At 64.9% G+C, this 14,952-nt stretch carries 15 protein-coding genes; 4 read left to right on the top strand and 11 right to left on the bottom strand.

The genetic code is table 11. The features are described from left to right. Positions 1-251 (top strand): hypothetical protein (locus ABNS06_RS10070; RefSeq protein ID WP_348674367.1); only part of this gene is annotated, 251 nt, incomplete at its 5' end. Between the two features lie 12 nt (positions 252-263). Here ABNS06_RS10070 and ABNS06_RS10065 read toward each other — a convergent pair. The 5 genes from ABNS06_RS10065 to ABNS06_RS10045 form a co-directional block, all read right to left on the bottom strand. Then, the gene (locus ABNS06_RS10065; RefSeq protein ID WP_348674366.1) at positions 264-1,085 is read right to left on the bottom strand and encodes an SDR family NAD(P)-dependent oxidoreductase; all 822 of its coding nucleotides are present in this window, start codon (positions 1,083-1,085) and stop codon (positions 264-266) included. Between the two features lie 22 nt (positions 1,086-1,107). Then, positions 1,108-1,515 carry a hypothetical protein gene (locus ABNS06_RS10060; RefSeq protein ID WP_348674364.1) on the bottom strand — a complete coding sequence of 136 codons (408 nt, stop codon included), beginning with the start codon at positions 1,513-1,515 and terminating at the stop codon, positions 1,108-1,110. Continuing rightward, positions 1,512-3,143 (bottom strand): GMC family oxidoreductase, encoded by a 1,632-nt coding sequence (locus tag ABNS06_RS10055; RefSeq protein ID WP_348674362.1) that lies wholly within the window; start codon positions 3,141-3,143, stop codon positions 1,512-1,514. The genes ABNS06_RS10060 and ABNS06_RS10055 overlap by 4 nt, the downstream gene beginning before the upstream one ends. A 13-nt stretch (positions 3,144-3,156) precedes the next feature. Next, entirely contained in the window at positions 3,157-3,990 is an 834-nt protein-coding gene (locus tag ABNS06_RS10050) for an alpha/beta hydrolase (protein ID WP_348674360.1), read from the bottom strand. Positions 3,991-4,064: 74 nt separating this feature from the next. Continuing rightward, positions 4,065-5,561 (bottom strand): NAD(P)/FAD-dependent oxidoreductase, encoded by a 1,497-nt coding sequence (locus tag ABNS06_RS10045; RefSeq protein WP_348674358.1) that lies wholly within the window; start codon positions 5,559-5,561, stop codon positions 4,065-4,067. Between the two features lie 130 nt (positions 5,562-5,691). On the opposite strand from ABNS06_RS10045, the gene ABNS06_RS10040 reads away from it, so the two are divergent. Beyond that, positions 5,692-6,711 carry an AraC family transcriptional regulator gene (locus ABNS06_RS10040; RefSeq protein WP_348674356.1) on the top strand — a complete coding sequence of 340 codons (1,020 nt, stop codon included), beginning with the start codon at positions 5,692-5,694 and terminating at the stop codon, positions 6,709-6,711. A 6-nt stretch (positions 6,712-6,717) separates the two neighbouring features. On the opposite strand, the gene ABNS06_RS10035 is transcribed toward ABNS06_RS10040, so the two are convergent. The 3 genes from ABNS06_RS10035 to ABNS06_RS10025 are packed head-to-tail and all read right to left on the bottom strand — an operon-like array spanning position 6,718 to position 8,459. After that, complete coding sequence (locus ABNS06_RS10035; RefSeq protein WP_348674355.1) at positions 6,718-7,095, bottom strand: type II toxin-antitoxin system VapC family toxin; 378 nt, start codon at positions 7,093-7,095, stop codon at positions 6,718-6,720. Between the two features lie 10 nt (positions 7,096-7,105). Beyond that, positions 7,106-7,354, bottom strand: coding sequence for a type II toxin-antitoxin system prevent-host-death family antitoxin (locus ABNS06_RS10030; protein WP_348674353.1), 249 nt, complete (start codon positions 7,352-7,354; stop codon positions 7,106-7,108). Positions 7,355-7,385: 31 nt separating this feature from the next. Beyond that, the gene (locus tag ABNS06_RS10025; protein WP_348674351.1) at positions 7,386-8,459 is read right to left on the bottom strand and encodes an AraC family transcriptional regulator ligand-binding domain-containing protein; all 1,074 of its coding nucleotides are present in this window, start codon (positions 8,457-8,459) and stop codon (positions 7,386-7,388) included. A gap of 102 nt (positions 8,460-8,561) precedes the next feature. Between ABNS06_RS10025 and ABNS06_RS10020 the strand changes: the two genes are divergently transcribed. Further along, complete coding sequence (locus ABNS06_RS10020; protein WP_348674349.1) at positions 8,562-9,977, top strand: fatty acid desaturase; 1,416 nt, start codon at positions 8,562-8,564, stop codon at positions 9,975-9,977. 63 nt (positions 9,978-10,040) lie between these two features. Here the strand turns inward: ABNS06_RS10020 and ABNS06_RS10015 are convergent, their stop codons facing one another. The 3 genes from ABNS06_RS10015 to ABNS06_RS10005 all read right to left on the bottom strand — a co-directional run bounded on the left by ABNS06_RS10015 (position 10,041) and on the right by ABNS06_RS10005 (position 12,587). Further along, a complete protein-coding gene (locus ABNS06_RS10015; RefSeq protein WP_348674348.1) occupies positions 10,041-10,877 on the bottom strand; it encodes a hypothetical protein in 837 nt (278 codons plus the stop codon). 266 nt (positions 10,878-11,143) lie between these two features. Next, positions 11,144-12,262 (bottom strand): DUF5938 domain-containing protein, encoded by a 1,119-nt coding sequence (locus tag ABNS06_RS10010; RefSeq protein WP_348674347.1) that lies wholly within the window; start codon positions 12,260-12,262, stop codon positions 11,144-11,146. A gap of 187 nt (positions 12,263-12,449) precedes the next feature. Further along, a complete protein-coding gene (locus ABNS06_RS10005) occupies positions 12,450-12,587 on the bottom strand; it encodes a hypothetical protein (RefSeq protein WP_348674346.1) in 138 nt (45 codons plus the stop codon). A 444-nt stretch (positions 12,588-13,031) separates the two neighbouring features. On the opposite strand from ABNS06_RS10005, the gene ABNS06_RS10000 reads away from it, so the two are divergent. Next, the gene (locus ABNS06_RS10000) at positions 13,032-14,822 is read left to right on the top strand and encodes a diguanylate cyclase (RefSeq protein ID WP_348674345.1); all 1,791 of its coding nucleotides are present in this window, start codon (positions 13,032-13,034) and stop codon (positions 14,820-14,822) included. Positions 14,823-14,952: the final 130 nt, after the last annotated feature.

Genomic DNA, 14,952 nt, shown 5'->3' with positions numbered 1-14,952 from the left:
GGATTGTCGCGCTCACTCCGCGAAACGCGCCGCCGGATGCCGCCGCCCGTTCCCGGCGGGAGGCCGGGTTCAAGGCGATTCTGGGTGAGATCGAGAGCTGGGCCGCGCGTAACGACTTGACCATCGCATTGCGTTCCGCGGCCTGTCGCGAGATTTCCAACACGATTCTGCGGGGTGTGGAGCAGCCGGCCTCCGGCGACATGCTGCGGCAGACCCGCACGGTGTTGTTGCGGGCGGGCGTTGATAGCTGAGCCTGAGCTTCCTTAAAGTTTTTCCATCGCATCGGCGACCTTGCGCGGACCGAACATCACCCGGTCGGTCAGCTTGCGCGTTAGTTCCGGCATCCAGGTGATCGGCAGGTTGTGCCTGGGGATCACGGCCTTCTGGCTGCGGCGGGTGATGGCCTTCATCGTCGCGGCGACCACATCCTCGACCGTGGTCAGCTTGAACAGGCCGGTGTTGTCGTCATAAAGCCGGCGTCCTGCCGAGTTGTCGAGGAGCTGGTCGGCCAGCGGGGTCTTGAAGAAGGTGGGGTGGATGCTGCCGACCGTCACGCCCAGGTGCCGCACTTCCAGCCGCAGGGCATTGCACAGCGCGAGCACGCCGGCCTTGCTGGCGGTGTAGGCGCCCTGCATCGGTGAGTTGACGAACGACGCCATGGACGCGATCGCCAGCAGGTGGCCGCCGGATTTCCGCACATGCGGCAGCCCGGCCTGGAAGGTGCGGAACACGCCGTTGAGGTTGACGTCGATGGTGCGGACGAACGATGCATCGGATTGCGTCGCCACCGGTTCCAGCGAGGCAACGCCGGCGTTGGCGATCACCAGGTCCAGCCGGCCGAAGTGCTCGGCGGCTGCGTTCATCGCGTCGGTGATCTGCGCCATGTCACGTACATCGGCGGCCCAGCCGCGTGTGCGGGTCGCATCGCCATAGGATTCGGCCTGCGCGGTCACCGTGGCGGCGTCCAGGTCCATCACCGCCAGGCGCGCGCCCCGCTCGAGCATTGCCGTGCACAGGTGCCGGCCCAGATCGCCACTGGCGCCGGTGATCACCACGACCGCGTCGGCCCATTCGAATTTCGCCATGACTGTCGTCCCCCTCGGGTGGCTAGCGGCGGCCCAGGATCGGGGCCGAGCGATAGGCGTGGCGGCGCAGGTAGTCCAGGAACAGCCCGGCGAAGACCAGGTCGCCCAGCGCGGCCCAGCCGAGCAGATACCCCTGACCGCCGGTGATGACCACGGGCAGCGCGACGATCACCACGAGCAGCTTGCCAATGGCGCCAAGCAGGATGTACGGCCGGTAGCGAACCGGGTCGCGGCCCGCCATGTAGTACGCGTAACCGAACGTGAGAATCAGCATGCCGCAGATGTTGAGCATGACGCGGTTGCTGCCCTCGGCCGGGGCGAGCTTCAGCAGCTGCTGCATCTGGGGCCAGGCGAGCATCATCGACAGCGCCACGAGTGCGTTGAACGCGGCTGCCACCGTGAACAGCACCCTGGCGTAGCGGTTTGTCATGCGGCCTGCCTCACTTCGACCTCGCCCTTGGCGGGGATGAAGCTCATCGCCCGCTCGGCCAGCGCGGTGATCGTCAGGCTCGGGTTCACGCCCAGATTGGCGCTGAGCATCGAGCCATCGACCACGTAAAGTCCCTGGTAGTTGAACACGCGATTCTGCGCGTCGATCACGCCCTTGTCCGGGGATTCCGCCATGGCGCAGCCACCCATGCAGTGGGCGGTCATCGGCACGTTGAAGGCGATCTCGCTCATTGATGACTGGGCGATGCCGCCGGTGGCCTGCGCCGCCTTTTCGGCAAAGGCGTTGGCCTCGGGGATGAAGGTGGGGATGCGGTCGCCGTGGCTGGTCAGTGTTTTCTTGAACGGCCAATACCACGGGCGCTGCCAGCGCATGTCGATGTGGCCGTCGATGGTCTGCATCACCAGAAAGATCACGGTTTCGCGTGACCAGCGCCACGGCAGAATCGAACGAAGGCCGGCGATGGGGCGGGTCAGCAGCAATCTGAGCATGGCCGCCATCCAGTACAGCACGCGCACGGGGCCGGAGCGCCCGCCGGTGAGCACGGTGAACAGGCCGCTCATGAGGTTGGAGCCGTCCGGGTAGCGCACCGCTTCAATGTGCGTGTGTTTGTCGATGTAGATGCCGGAGCCGATCGCGACGCCTTTCGACAAATCCTGCTCGGTGCCGGGGTAGCGCACGCCGAGAATGGATTCCGCGTTGGTGCGCACGCGCTTGCCCAGATCGTCGGAGACATTGGGCAGCGAGCCGCCGTCCTTGAGCCGGAACAGCAGTTCCTGGGTACCCAGCGACGAGGCGGCGAACACCACGTTCTTCGCGGTGATCGTGCTACGCCGCCTGGACAGGCGGGCGAAGGTCGGGACGGTGGTGACGGTGTAGCCGTCCGAGCCGTCGGCGTTGCCCAGGGGGCGTACGTCGATCACCTGGGTTTCCGCGCGAACCTCCGCGCCCTGGCGCTCGGCGAGGTACAGGTAGTTCTTGTCCAGCGTGTTCTTGGCGCCGTGGCGGCAGCCGACCATGCAGGCGCCGCAGCCCAGGCAGGCCGTGCGCTCGGGGCCTTCGCCACCAAAGTACGGGTCCGGCACGGTCTTGCCGGGTTCATCGTCTTCGTTGCCGAAGAACACGCCGACCTGGGTGTAGTAGAAGCTGTCTTCGACGCCAGCGGCCCGGGCCATTTCCTTGAGCCGTGCGTCGGCCAGGCCCGGGCGCTTGTTCTCGGTTACGCCGAGCATGTGCTTGGCGGTGGCGTAGTGGCCCGGCATGGTCTGCTGCCACTGATCCAGGCCGGCCCAGTTGCCGTCGTTCCAGACGGAATCCGGCGGCACGAGCAGGGTTTGCGCATAGGTGATGGAACCACCGCCCACGGCGTTGCCGTGCAGGATCATCACGTGGCGGAACAGCCGCAGGCGCAGAAAGCCCTTGAGCGCCAGTAGCGGCATCCACAGGTAGTCGCGAATCCGCCAGTTGGTCTTGGGCAGGGTCTCGGGCGTCCAGCGCCGGCCCTGTTCCACCACGAGGACCTTGTAGCCCTTTTCGCTCAGGCGATAGGCGGACACGCTGCCGCCAAATCCGGAGCCGACGATGACGTAGTCGTAATCGTGCGCGTCCATGCGTTCTCCTCCATCAGGCCGCTTGGGCCAGTCGCATTGTCTTGTTTCTTATAAAGGTGCCGATGTCTTCGACGGCCCGGTTCGCGCCGCTGAGCAGCCCGTGGTGCAACTGGAATACATGCCAGAGTCCCGCGAACTGCTGCAATTCGCAATCCGCGCCGGCGTTGTGCAGGCGGTCGCGCAGGCGCAGGGCGTCCGACAGCAGGATTTCCTCCGAGCCCACCTGGATCAGTGTGGGGGGCAATCCGTGGAGATCGGCGAACAGCGGCGAGCAGGCGGGATCGGCGCTCGATACACCGTCGCGATACGCCGCGCTGCAGGCGCGCAGCCAGCCGGGCGTGAGCATGGGGTCTCGCCCGGCATGGCTGGCAATGCTGGGGCCGCTGAGGCTCAGATCGGTCCAGGGCGAGATCAGCACCAGCGCGGCCGGCGGGGGCAGGCCGGCATCGCGAATCGCCAGGGCCAGCGCCAGGCTCAGGCCTCCGCCGGCCGAGTCACCGGCAATGACGAGTTGGTCCGCCGCCTGACCCTGCTGGAGCAGGTCCGAGTAAATCGCCACCACATCCTTCAGCGCGGCCGGATGGGGGTCCTCCGGTGCGAGCCGATAGTCGGGCAGCCACACGCGGGCGCCGGCGGCATCGCCGATGGCCGCCGCCAGCTTGCAATGGCTGGCGAATCCGCCCATGACGTAGCCTCCGCCGTGCAGGTAGAGAACGCCGCGGCCGTCCTCGCGCGTGGCCGGCGTGATCTCCAGCAGCGACACGCCAGCCTGCCGGCGCTCGTGGTAGGTGGCGCCGCGCGGGCCGAGCAGGGTGAGGCCGATGAGCCCGCCCCATACTCGTTGCATGCCTACCGGGACCCGCCCGGAGAGTGCCGGCCTGACCAGGCCGCGGACGGCCAGCTTGAGGAGGCCCTGCACGATCAGGCCGCCGAGGCGGGCGCGAGTTCGTAGTCCCGCGGGTCCAGCTTGCCGGTCGTCATTCGATACGTGAACGTGAAGCCGGGCCAGTTGTTGACGACCTTGCCGGCGTCGTTCACGTACCAGGAGTCGCAGCCGGCGACCCAGACGCTGCGGCGGAGTTGCCGCTGCATGCGCTGGCTGAATGCCGCCTGCGGTTCTGCCTTGACGTCCATGTATCCGAGGCCCGGGTCCTCCAGCATGCGAATGCATTGCATCACGTAGCGAATCTGCGATTCGAGCATGAAGATGATCGAACTGTGGGCCAGGTTGGTGTTGGGGCCGTACAGCAGAAACAGGTTGGGGAAGCCGGACACGCTAATGCCCTTGTAGGCCTCGGCGCCGTCCTTCCAGGCGGCGTTCAGGTCCTGGCCGTCGAGGCCGGTGATGGTCATTGGCGTGAGGAAATCCGTGGCCTTGAAGCCGGTGCCGTAGATGATCGCGTCGACTTCGTGGCGGGTGCCATCGGCCGTGACCACGGCGGTCTCGTCCACGTGGTCGATGGCGTCGGTGATGACATCGACGTGGTCCTCGTTGACGGCCGGGAACCAGTCGTTGGAGATCAGCAGGCGCTTGCAGCCGATCTTGTAGTTGGGGGTCAGCTTGCGGCGTTTCTCCGGGTCGCGGATCTGGCGTTTCATCACGCGTCGGCTCTGCCAGGCCCAGGCTTCCAGTAGCCCGCCAAAGCGGGTGAAGGCCAGGGCGCGCGCCTCGTTCTTCCAGTAGATCAGCCCGCGATAAAGCCGATCGGCGATCGGGAGCGATTCGAACAGCCGTTGCTCGAAGCCGGTGAACGGGCGATCTGGCTTGGGGATGACCCAGGCGCCGGAGCGCTGGAACAGTTTCAGTTCCTTCACCCTGGGCACGATCTGCGGCACGAACTGGATGGCGCTGGCGCCGGTGCCGATCACCGCGACGGACTTGCCGGTCAGGTCGACATCGTGATTCCAGCGGGCGGAGTGGAAGGCCTCGCCCTTGAAGGTCTCGATGCCCTTGATCCTGGGATACGCCGGCTGGTTGAGCTGGCCCACGGCGCTGATCAGGACGCGGGCCCGGAACGTCTCGCCCGCGCGGGTGCGGATGGTCCAGGTGCCGGTCGCCTTGTCGAAGCTGGCCGATTCCACCTCCTGATTGAAGCGGATGTGATCGCGCAGGCCGTAGCGGGCGGCGCAGCGCTCCATGTAGGAGCGGATTTCCGGTTGCAGGCCGAACTTGCGGCTCCAGTCGCTCTTGGGCTCGAAGGAGTAGGAGTACAGATGCGACTGCACATCGCAGGCGGCGCCGGGGTAGGTGTTGTCCCGCCAGGTGCCGCCGATGCTGGAGGCCTTCTCCAGCAGCGTGAACGAGTGGATGCCGGCGCGCTTGAGTTGCATGGCCATGCCCAGCCCGCCAAAGCCGGTGCCGATGATGACGATATGCGGGGTTGCCGATCCCCAGCTTTCGGGCTGCTTTTCAGCCATCAGGCGCGCCTCCTGCACTGTGTTCTTGTTGTTCCTCATTCCACTGTAGAAGGCGCCGGCTTGTGCGTGCAGGGGCTTCGAGGACAAAATATCTATAAAATGGGACAAACCCGGGCAGGAGGGCCGCGCGATGGCCGGATGGGATTTCCGGCGCAGCATCACCAGCATGCGGCTGATGACCGAGCTGGCCGTCGAGCATGGTGTGCCACAGGCGGTCGCGCTGGCCGGGACGCGGGTGCGTCCGGAGCGGCTGTCCGACCCGAACGCGGTGGTGGACGGCGAGCAGGAACTGCGCCTGATCCGCAACCTTGTCGAGGCGCTGGGTGATGATCAGGCCCTGGGCGTCGCCGCCGGGCAGCGTTATCACTTCACCGCGTTCGGCGCGCTGGGGTTCGCGATGGTCAGCAGCCAGACCATGCGCGAGGCCATGTCGGTTGGCCTGCGCTACATCCATCTCACCTTCGCGTTTCCGCAGTTCGGTCTGGAAGACGACGAGGACAGCTCGCGGGTGACGCTGGACGATCGCGACCTGCCGCCGGACCTGCGGCGCTTTCTCGTCGAGCGCGATGCCTCCGCGTTCGTGACACTGCAACGCGACATCTTCGGGCCGCAGCCGGTGATCCGGGCGCTGGCCTTCCGTTTCAGCGCGCCGGCCAATGTCGAGGCCTACCGGGCGTTCTTTGGTGTGACACCCAGCTTCAACGCGCCCCGCAACGAGGTGGTGCTCGACCGTGCCCCGCTGGAGCGGCGGTTGCCGCAGGCCAACGAACTCGCCCGTCAGGCGGCCGAAGAGCAGTGTCGGCGCATTCTGGACAGCCGCAGTCCGCGTGGTGGTCTGGCCGGGAAGGTTCGTGAGCGGATCGCCGCTCGGCTGTCGGACGGCCCGACCATGCGTGAGATCGCCGAGGGCCTGCACATGATTCCCCGTACCCTGCGCCGACGATTGCAGGACGAGGGCACGACCTACGCCGAGTTACGCGACGAGGTGCGCCAGGCCCTGGCCGACGAGTACCTGGCCGGTCCGCGCCTGTCCATCGACCAGATCGCCACCCGACTGGGCTATGCCGAGGCGACCAGCTTCATCAACGCGTTCCGGCGCTGGCATGGGGTGACGCCGCATGCGCGCCGCCTGGGGCAGCGCCGGGCGTAGGCGTTGTCAGCGCCAGAACGTGGCGACGCCGTACTGGGGAATCGTCTGATCTTTCGTCAGGATCGTCGCGTCATATGCGAGGGCCTGAGCGACGAGCATGCGATCGAAGGGGTCGCGATGAATCAGCGGAAGTTCTCCGGCTCGCTCGCCGTCCGAAAAGCGGATGGGCAACTCCAGGAAACCTTCTTCGTCCAGTAGCGTGGCGATATCGGGTGGCGCCTGGAGTTTTTCCAACGCACGTTTGACGGCAATCTCCCAGCCGGAGACCGCGCTTACGAGCACGCCGTTGTCCGGGTTGGCGATGAGGGCGCGGACCTCGGGTGGAAGTGCCGGATCATCGGCGAGCCACCACAGCAATGTGTGGGTGTCGAGCAAGTAGGTCATGCGGGCGGTTCTAGTCCGCGTGTGCTTCGGCCCCTTCGAAGGCCTCGATGACCTCGGCAGGGGTGGCATCAAAGTCATCCGCCACCTGAATTCGACCTTTCAACCGGCCGGGTACACGCGTCTTGCGATCAGGCCGGTGAGGGACCAGGTCCAGATATGGCTTGCCGGCCTTGGCGATGACAATCTGCTCGCCTTTCCACGCAAGTTCTCCGAGCTTCGAGAGCTGGGTCTTTGCTTCGTGCATGTTGACTTGTTTCATGGCGAAATAAGCTTAGTCTGACTTAGCTAGATTAGTCGTGAGGTCTTGATGGGTCAACGGCATCTCGCGGTTGCGGTTTGGTCTTGCTGCGCTGATAAGCCCGCGGGCTGCAACCGGCCCGCTCGCGAAACGCGCGGGCGAAATTCGAACTGTCGGTAAACCCCAGCGAGTAGGCGACCTCGGTCACGCTCTGCGTGCCGGCCGCCAGGCGTTCGCAGGCGAGTTCGTGCTGGATCTTGCCGGCGAGTTCGCGAAAGGTCGTGCCCTCGCGGGCGAGGTAGCGGTTCAGGGTGCGTGGCGAGATGTTCAGCGTGGCGGCCAGCTCGTTCAGTGTCGGTAGCGCGCCGCTGACTTCGCGCAATGTCATCGTCACCCAGTCGGCGAAAGCGCGGGCGCGGGTGACCTGGTCGAGCATGGACTGGCAGCGGGCCTCGGCGATGCCGCGGGCATGCGGATCGGCCATCGCCAGCGGGAAATTGCGCGGGTTGCCCAGCAGCTTCAGTGACACGCCGGGTGTCGGGCCGAGGTCGGCGCCGAATTCGTAACGCAGCCTGGGCACGCGGTCGTAGAGATGCACATGCGGCGGCGGCATGATCGACAAGCGCAGCACGCAGGGCGGGCGGCGGTCGCCGGTCAGGTCGTCGATCTCGCGGATCGCGGCCATGCCGATTGCCTCCAGGTGGAAGGCCAGGGTGATGCGGCTCATCGCGACGCGCGGCGTTAGCCGAAGCTCGCCGGTTTCACCGTCGCTGGCATAGTGCATCCGGAAGCTGGGCATGATCAATCCGAAGTACTGGGCCTCGAAGCGCAGCGCCTGATCCAGGTTGCGGCTGTTGAGCATGCCGAAGCCGACGAAGCTGTGGGAACTGGCGGACAGGCGCTTGCCCAGCTCGAAGCCCAGTTCGGTTCGGTCGGAGACTTCCGAGGCGCGCACGAGCAGGCGATCCACGTCGGAGACGCGAATGCGCGCGTCCGGCATGGCGAGCGATTCGATGGTGAGGCCGACGGATTCCACCAGCGCCGCCACGTCCAGTCCGTCGCCGGCGAACAGCTCGGCAATGCGGGCGTAGTAGCGGGCGGGAACCAGGTAGTCGGACGAGCGCATGGCAATGGTTGGCGTGAAATGACCGAACGTTGGCGCATAATGACCGGAATTGGCCGTCGACGTCCAGCAGGATGAAGCCTCAACAACAAGGAGGCGATGTCCATGTCTGCCACGTCCATTGAATCCAAGTTCGAATCCGCCACGGCGGACACCGCGGCGCGCTGGGTCGACGGCAAGCGCTGGTTCTGGCTGCTGAGCCCGGCATTGCCGGTGCTGGGTCTGGCGTCGGTGGTTGCCGTCGCGCTCGGTGCCACGCCGCTGGTGCTGTTCTCGCTGCCGATCTTCTTCTACGTGATCGTCCCGGCTTTCGACATGCTGATTGGCGAGGATCGGGTGAACCCGCCGGAATCGGTGGTCGCCGCGCTGGAGGCGGATCGCTACTACCGCCACATCGTCTACGCCTACATTCCCAGCCAGTACATCGTGACCATCCTCGGCGCCTGGCTGGCGGTGACCGCGGGTCTGCCGTGGTGGGGCCTGCTGGGTCTGGTCGTGACCGCCGGCATGGTCAACGGCGTGGGCATCAACACCGCGCACGAACTGGGGCACAAGACCAACAGCCTGGAGCGCTGGCTGGCGAAGATTACGCTGGCGCCGGTGGCCTACGGGCATTTCTTCGTCGAGCACAACAAGGGTCATCACCGTCACGTCGCGACACCGGAGGACCCGGCGAGCTCGCGAATGGGTGAGACCTTCTGGGCCTTTCTGCCGCGTTCCGTAGTCGGCAGTGCGCGCTCGGCGTGGCGCATCGAGCGCGAGCGGCTGGCGCGCAAGGGCGAGTCGGCATGGTCCATTGGCAACGAGAATCTGCAGGCCTGGGCGATGACCGTCGTGTTGTTCGGCGCGCTGACCCTCGCCTTCGGCCCCTGGGCACTGGCGTTCCTGGTCGCACAGGCGGTTTACGGCTTCTCGCTGCTGGAAGTCGTCAACTATCTGGAGCACTACGGCCTGCTGCGGAAGACGCTGCCCAGCGGCCGCTACGAACGCTGCCAGCCGCGCCATTCCTGGAACAGCAATCACGTCGTGACCAACCTGTTCCTGTACCAGTTGCAGCGGCATTCGGACCATCACGCCAACCCCACCCGACGCTATCAGGGCCTGCGTCACTTCGAGGATGCCCCGCAACTGCCGGCCGGCTACGCGACCATGATTCTGGTCGCCTACCTGCCGCCGCTGTGGTTCCGGCTGATGGACCCGAAGGTGGCCGCTCACCATGACGGCGACCTGACCCATGCGCATCTGCACACGCCGCGCCGCGAGGCTCTGCTGGCCCGCTGGTCCAGGTCGACGCCGACGCAGGCTGATGCGCCGTCGGTCGAGGAAATGCCGGCCGCGACGGTGGAGTCATCCGCCGCCACCCGCCACGCCTGCCCGAACTGCGACTACGTCTATGACGAAACGCAGGGCTGCCCCGGTGAGGGTTTCCGGCCCGGCACGCCGTGGCAGGCGATTCCGGCCGACTGGGCCTGTCCGCAATGCGCGGTGCGGGAGAAGCCGGATTTTCAGGCGGCGGCCTAGCCTGAACTGAAATGCGAAAGCCCCGCGTGCCCGCAGTGGTGCGCGGGGCTTTTTGTTGCGGGGCTATACGCTGGGGTCTTGCTCCAAAGCGTTCAGCAATGCCTCAAGTGAGGGAAACTGGGCCTGGGTGTGTGGCCGTCGCCCAACGATGATTTCGTTGAATCGGGTCGAGTCTCGGGTTTCCATGAACGCGATGTAAGTTTGCGCGCCGTCCAGAGACGTGATCATCAACTGTTCGTTGGTGATGTTCGCCTCAAACAAGCCGTCGGGGCTTAGCAGGATCAAAGTCACCGTTCCTGGTGGCACGTCGTCCTGCCAGGTGTATGCAGTCTCCATGGAGCGCACGATCATGTCCTTGATCGTGATGAAGTCGCCAAAGGCCGCAAAGCCGCGAGCGCCATCCGGACCGATGTCGAAGAATTTGAAGACCCCGGAAAGGTCCAGGCCTTGTGGCGCGCTGTCTTCCGGCAATGGGTGTGAAGCGCTGCTCCCCAACGACGAATTGCCGCTGACTGCCGGAGTAGGTTCGCCATGTTCTCCGTTTATCTCGAGCTGATTCGCGGCCGCGGCCTGGATGGTTTGCTTCGGTGGCGTTGAAGATCCAGCCTGATCGTTCAACGAATGCGAATCCATTACCTCATCGCCCTCGTGTCTCGGCACGGTGTTGATCCGGCTGCCTGCTGTTTCGGTCCGTTTTTCATCGATACGGACTCGCTCTTGCTCGTCTATACGCTCGATCAAACTGCTTGAAGTCGGAGCGTTATCGACATGTGCAGTTTCTGTCGCCGCACTGGCTGGTCGATTTTGAGTGCTCAACGGGATCGCCACCACCAACAATGCCGCCAATGCGAGGATTGACAACCACTTCGCGGTAGCCAGTTTTGGAATCACGAAATTCATGGGTTTGCTGATTCGACTGATGCTGCGGTGTAAGTACTCAAATCCAACGATAGCAAGCGAAAACACCCCCCCGTATTTCGGCATCGCAAATCTGCCATTGCTTCAGGAAGTGGTGCTCCGGCGATTCCAACCTCAGCGCTGAGTTGCGGAAGCATGGATGAGGAATTCAGGCCACTCGCTCGTTCTGGTTGCAAGGTCTGAATAAAACGAAAAGCCCCGCGGGCCAGAACCGGCACGCGGCGCCTTTTTTGTTGGAGAAACGGGCGTCAGTCGATCAGGTGTAGTTGTGGCTTCTGCACCAGCCCGAAGCTTTGCAGCACGCCCAGCAGTTCCCGATGCCCGAAGGCCTGACAGGCCGATGCGAAGCCGGCCCGTTTCGGCGGTGCCTGCAACAGCGAGTAGGCGGTGTAGGCCTGGAGCAGGCCGGTCTGCTTGTAGTTGCAGTTGCCGTGGATCACACAGTGCGCACGGCCCAGCGGGCCGCTGGCATGCACGGAATCCAGCGATTTGTTGATCCGCGGGTTCTCGCGCGGCGGCATGCCGGCCTGCACGGCTGCGGCCATCTCGGACAGCGCCTTCTGCTGGGCTTCCGGTGGCAGTGGCTTGATGTCCGTCTCGATCTGCGCGGTCATCTGCGCCACGCCCTGCATCACCGCTCGGTCGAACACGCCGCCCATGGCCTTGACGTTGGCGACGCGCGGATCGTTCTTGAACCAGACCGGGTGCGCCGTGCCGCCCCAGGGCAGCGCCAGCGCGGTTTCGTGCTGGCCGGGGACGACGACCTCGGCTGACGCCGTGGCCTCCCACTGCTGATACTGGTTCTGTTCCAGATAGTAGAAGTCGGCGGTGAGGATGCTGAAGATGGTCTGCGTCGACGCGTAGGTCGGCATGCCCTTCCACAGCACCAGGATGTCCAGCGTGTCCAGCCCCGGCGTTTCCAGGCAGATGTTCGCCGCGATCTCGCCGGTGGTGTACATCTGCGCGGTGCCCGGTGACAGCAGCAGGCCCTTGTCGGCGAAGGCCGCGCCCCAGCGCTCCTCGCAGGCCATCATCCAGTTCTGTTCGCCGTTGGTGTCGGTGTAGTGCACGCCGGCATCCAGGCAGGCTTCGACGGCTTCGCTGCCGTACTGCATGAACGGTCCGACCATGTTGCAAAGCACCTGCGTGCCGGTCAGCAGTTCGGTCAGCGCCTCGCGGCTGTGTTCGACCTCGACGACTTCGCAATCGGCGGTTTCGATGCCCGGCACCTTGCCCAGGACTTCGCGGATCCGGTCGCCGTTGCGGCCGGCTGCGATGAACGGAACGTTGAGTTCACGCAGGTATTCGGCCACCAGGCGTCCGGTATAGCCGGACAGGCCGTACACCACGACGGGTTTCTTGCTCATGTGCACTCCTCCTCGCACGGGCCGGGCGGGCGCCGCGGCCGGAAAGCCAGTCGCCGTCGTGTTGGTGTGGTGCTGTTGGCGGCTGACGGATGCGCCGGAGCCTACGGGCGGTGAAGTGGTGGCGGTGCTACCCCGACGGGTAGATCGTCAGCGGCGGAATGGCGGTTGTCGGCCGCGAACCCGGGCGTCAGGTGCGGGCGGCCTTGCGGGCCCGCTTGGCCTCGTACATGGCAGCGTCGCCTTCACAGATGCAGGCGGCGATGGCGGCGTAGGTAATTTCCGGTCGGCGCAGCAGTTCCAGCGCGCGGACGCCCTGCGGACACACATATTTGCGCCAAACAGCCAATGGCGTGCACTGGTGACGACGGCCAGGCGGGGCAAGGGTCGCCAGAAGGTCATGGCGGAAGCTGAAGAGAAAGCGCCGGGTGAAAAGCACGCTGGGATGAAGTGGGCCAAACGACTCAAGCGCGTTTGCGACATTTCCGGGTGATCCGCATGTCCTTGCCGTGTCTTGTCGATCTGATGCCAATCGATGCGATCCGATACCGGGTTGTCAGTCGCGACGACATGACCGCTGGTCAGGATGTCGCCAGTCCTGCGGTCCACACCGTCGGAGAATGTCAGTAGTCGTTGGAGGGACGCGTGGATCGCACAATCGTCATCGCATCTAGAGTGCGACACGGGACACACGGACAGCCCCTGGCAGCGACGCGTGCGGCTTAGCCGGCAGATCTTTCTGCGCGTTCTCGCGTTGGGGGGCGTTGTGTTGGTGCTGCTGCTGGCTGGCAGCTACGTGGTGGCGCTGGATCGGGCGCGCGAGGCCCGTGTGCAAGACATCACGCGCTACATGAATGCGATTGTCGCCGAGCGGGATCGCCAGTTTGCGCGGGTGACCGCTGTCATGCGCCGTTTCAATGAAGAGTTTCTTGCGGACCACACCTCGGATGTCGCGTTCTCGGAAGCTGATTTCTGGGAGCGATTCCAGCGCACCAGCGATGGGGCGGTGCGTAGCCGTCCGGATCGGTATGCCACGCGTGTGGAAGTTGGCAGCGGTCGCCTCGGTCGCATGACCGCATTCGTGGGTGACAATCAGCCCGTCACCGACCCGGACCTGCGCCGGCGATTGCTGATCGCCTGGGATCTGGTGGCCCGGTTCGCCCCGCTGTTGGTGCCGGAAGGGCTTTACCTGCACGCCACCTTTCCCGAGAACGCGCTGGTGATCTGGCACCCCACCTTTCCTTGGGGGCTGGAGGCGCGTGCCGATTTGCGGATGAACGAACTCTCCACCATCGGGCGCACACTACAAAGCCAAAACCCCGACCGGAAACCGGTCTGGAGCGGCGTCTATATCGACCGCACACAGGATGCGTGGGTGCTGTCGCACCTCGCGCCGCTGGACCACGAGGGCCGGCATCTCGTGAATGCCAGCGTCGACATCAATCTGGAGACCATGTCGTCGGAACTGTTGGAGCAGCCGTTCCGGGAGGCCTATACGTTCCTGGTCGCCGATGACCATCGCGTGATCGCGCACCCGGCCGTGGAGTCCCAGGATCCCGAGCGCATCGATGTCCTGCGGTTGGACGACGTCGAGCCCGCGTGGATCGTCGAGGCGGTGCGCGATGCCGATGCCGACAATGGCGTCGCGGTGATCGACCAAGAGGGCACGGAGCGAATCGTGTTCGTCGCTGCCCTGCAAGGCCCGCCGCTTCGTTACGTGCTGCTATACGACCGTAGCCGCCTTGCCGCACTTGCCCGGCGTGACGCCTCCATGGTGCTGATCGCCATGCTGCTGTTGTTCGCGGCGCTGATCGGCGTGATCTACGTGATCGTGCGCGAGCAGGCCAGTGTGCCGTTACGGAATATCCGCCACGTGGTGCGCGCGATTGGCGCAGGTGACTACGCCGCAGTGGCCAGTGGCGAGCGACCACTACCCACCCATCTCAAGAACGAGATCGGCGAACTGGCGACGGTGACGCGGCAGATGGCTGCGGAAGTGGAGCGCACGCGTGCCGACCTTGAGTCGCTGGTTGCCGAACGCACCGTCGCACTGGAGGTGGCCAACGCCAAGCTATCCAGACTGAGCCTGCTGGACGGCCTCACGGGTCTACACAATCGGCGCAGTTTCGATGCGGACCTGGCCAATTTGGTGACCGAGGCGAGACGAGGCGACGGTGATTTCGCATTGATCATGCTCGATGTGGACCACTTCAAGCAGGTCAATGACCGGTTGGGACACGCAGTAGGTGATCAGGCGCTACGCGCCGTGGCCGATGCTTTGCGTGCGTCCAGCCGAAAGAATGATCGGGTGTATCGCTATGGTGGTGAGGAGTTCGCGGTCCTGGTCACACGCCTTGGCGACCATTTCGCCGAGCGCTTTTTCGAGCGGGTGCAGCGTGTCCTGGCGTCCGCGGAGGTCGGTGGTCGAGGTCTGACGGTATCGGCCGGCGTGGCCATTTGCGCGAACGGGGAACCGGATGCATCTGTGCTGATCGAGCGAGCCGACGCCGCGCTGTATCGGGCCAAGGTTGGTGGGCGTGATCGCCTGGAGCGTTTCGATTGACAAGGCTGACGCCTCGCACGACGTTGGGGACAGGTCTTTCATCGTGCGTTTGGCAACATCACTCGCCTCGTATAGTCCCCATCCCGTTACAACGACTTGAGGCATCGACACTTTAGACGCAACGAACAAG

It is taken from the genome of uncultured Abyssibacter sp. (assembly GCF_964000955.1).
Taxonomy (GTDB): Bacteria; Pseudomonadota; Gammaproteobacteria; order Nevskiales; family OUC007; genus Abyssibacter.
Note: the sequence above shows the minus strand (reverse complement) of the source record. Positions and strands in the feature narration are given on the sequence as shown.

Bases quoted from the DNA above. Each gene is read 5' to 3' on its own strand.
- ABNS06_RS10065 (WP_348674366.1), bottom strand. From the start codon at position 1,085: ATGGCGAAATTCGAATGGGCCGACGCGGTCGTGGTGATCACCGGCGCC.
- ABNS06_RS10060 (WP_348674364.1), bottom strand. From the start codon at position 1,515: ATGACAAACCGCTACGCCAGGGTGCTGTTCACGGTGGCAGCCGCGTTC.
- ABNS06_RS10055 (WP_348674362.1), bottom strand. From the start codon at position 3,143: ATGGACGCGCACGATTACGACTACGTCATCGTCGGCTCCGGATTTGGC.
- ABNS06_RS10050 (WP_348674360.1), bottom strand. From the start codon at position 3,990: ATGCAACGAGTATGGGGCGGGCTCATCGGCCTCACCCTGCTCGGCCCG.
- ABNS06_RS10045 (WP_348674358.1), bottom strand. From the start codon at position 5,561: ATGGCTGAAAAGCAGCCCGAAAGCTGGGGATCGGCAACCCCGCATATC.
- ABNS06_RS10040 (WP_348674356.1), top strand. From the start codon at position 5,692: ATGGCCGGATGGGATTTCCGGCGCAGCATCACCAGCATGCGGCTGATG.
- ABNS06_RS10035 (WP_348674355.1), bottom strand. From the start codon at position 7,095: ATGACCTACTTGCTCGACACCCACACATTGCTGTGGTGGCTCGCCGAT.
- ABNS06_RS10030 (WP_348674353.1), bottom strand. From the start codon at position 7,354: ATGAAACAAGTCAACATGCACGAAGCAAAGACCCAGCTCTCGAAGCTC.
- ABNS06_RS10025 (WP_348674351.1), bottom strand. From the start codon at position 8,459: ATGCGCTCGTCCGACTACCTGGTTCCCGCCCGCTACTACGCCCGCATT.
- ABNS06_RS10020 (WP_348674349.1), top strand. From the start codon at position 8,562: ATGTCTGCCACGTCCATTGAATCCAAGTTCGAATCCGCCACGGCGGAC.
- ABNS06_RS10015 (WP_348674348.1), bottom strand. From the start codon at position 10,877: ATGAATTTCGTGATTCCAAAACTGGCTACCGCGAAGTGGTTGTCAATC.
- ABNS06_RS10010 (WP_348674347.1), bottom strand. From the start codon at position 12,262: ATGAGCAAGAAACCCGTCGTGGTGTACGGCCTGTCCGGCTATACCGGA.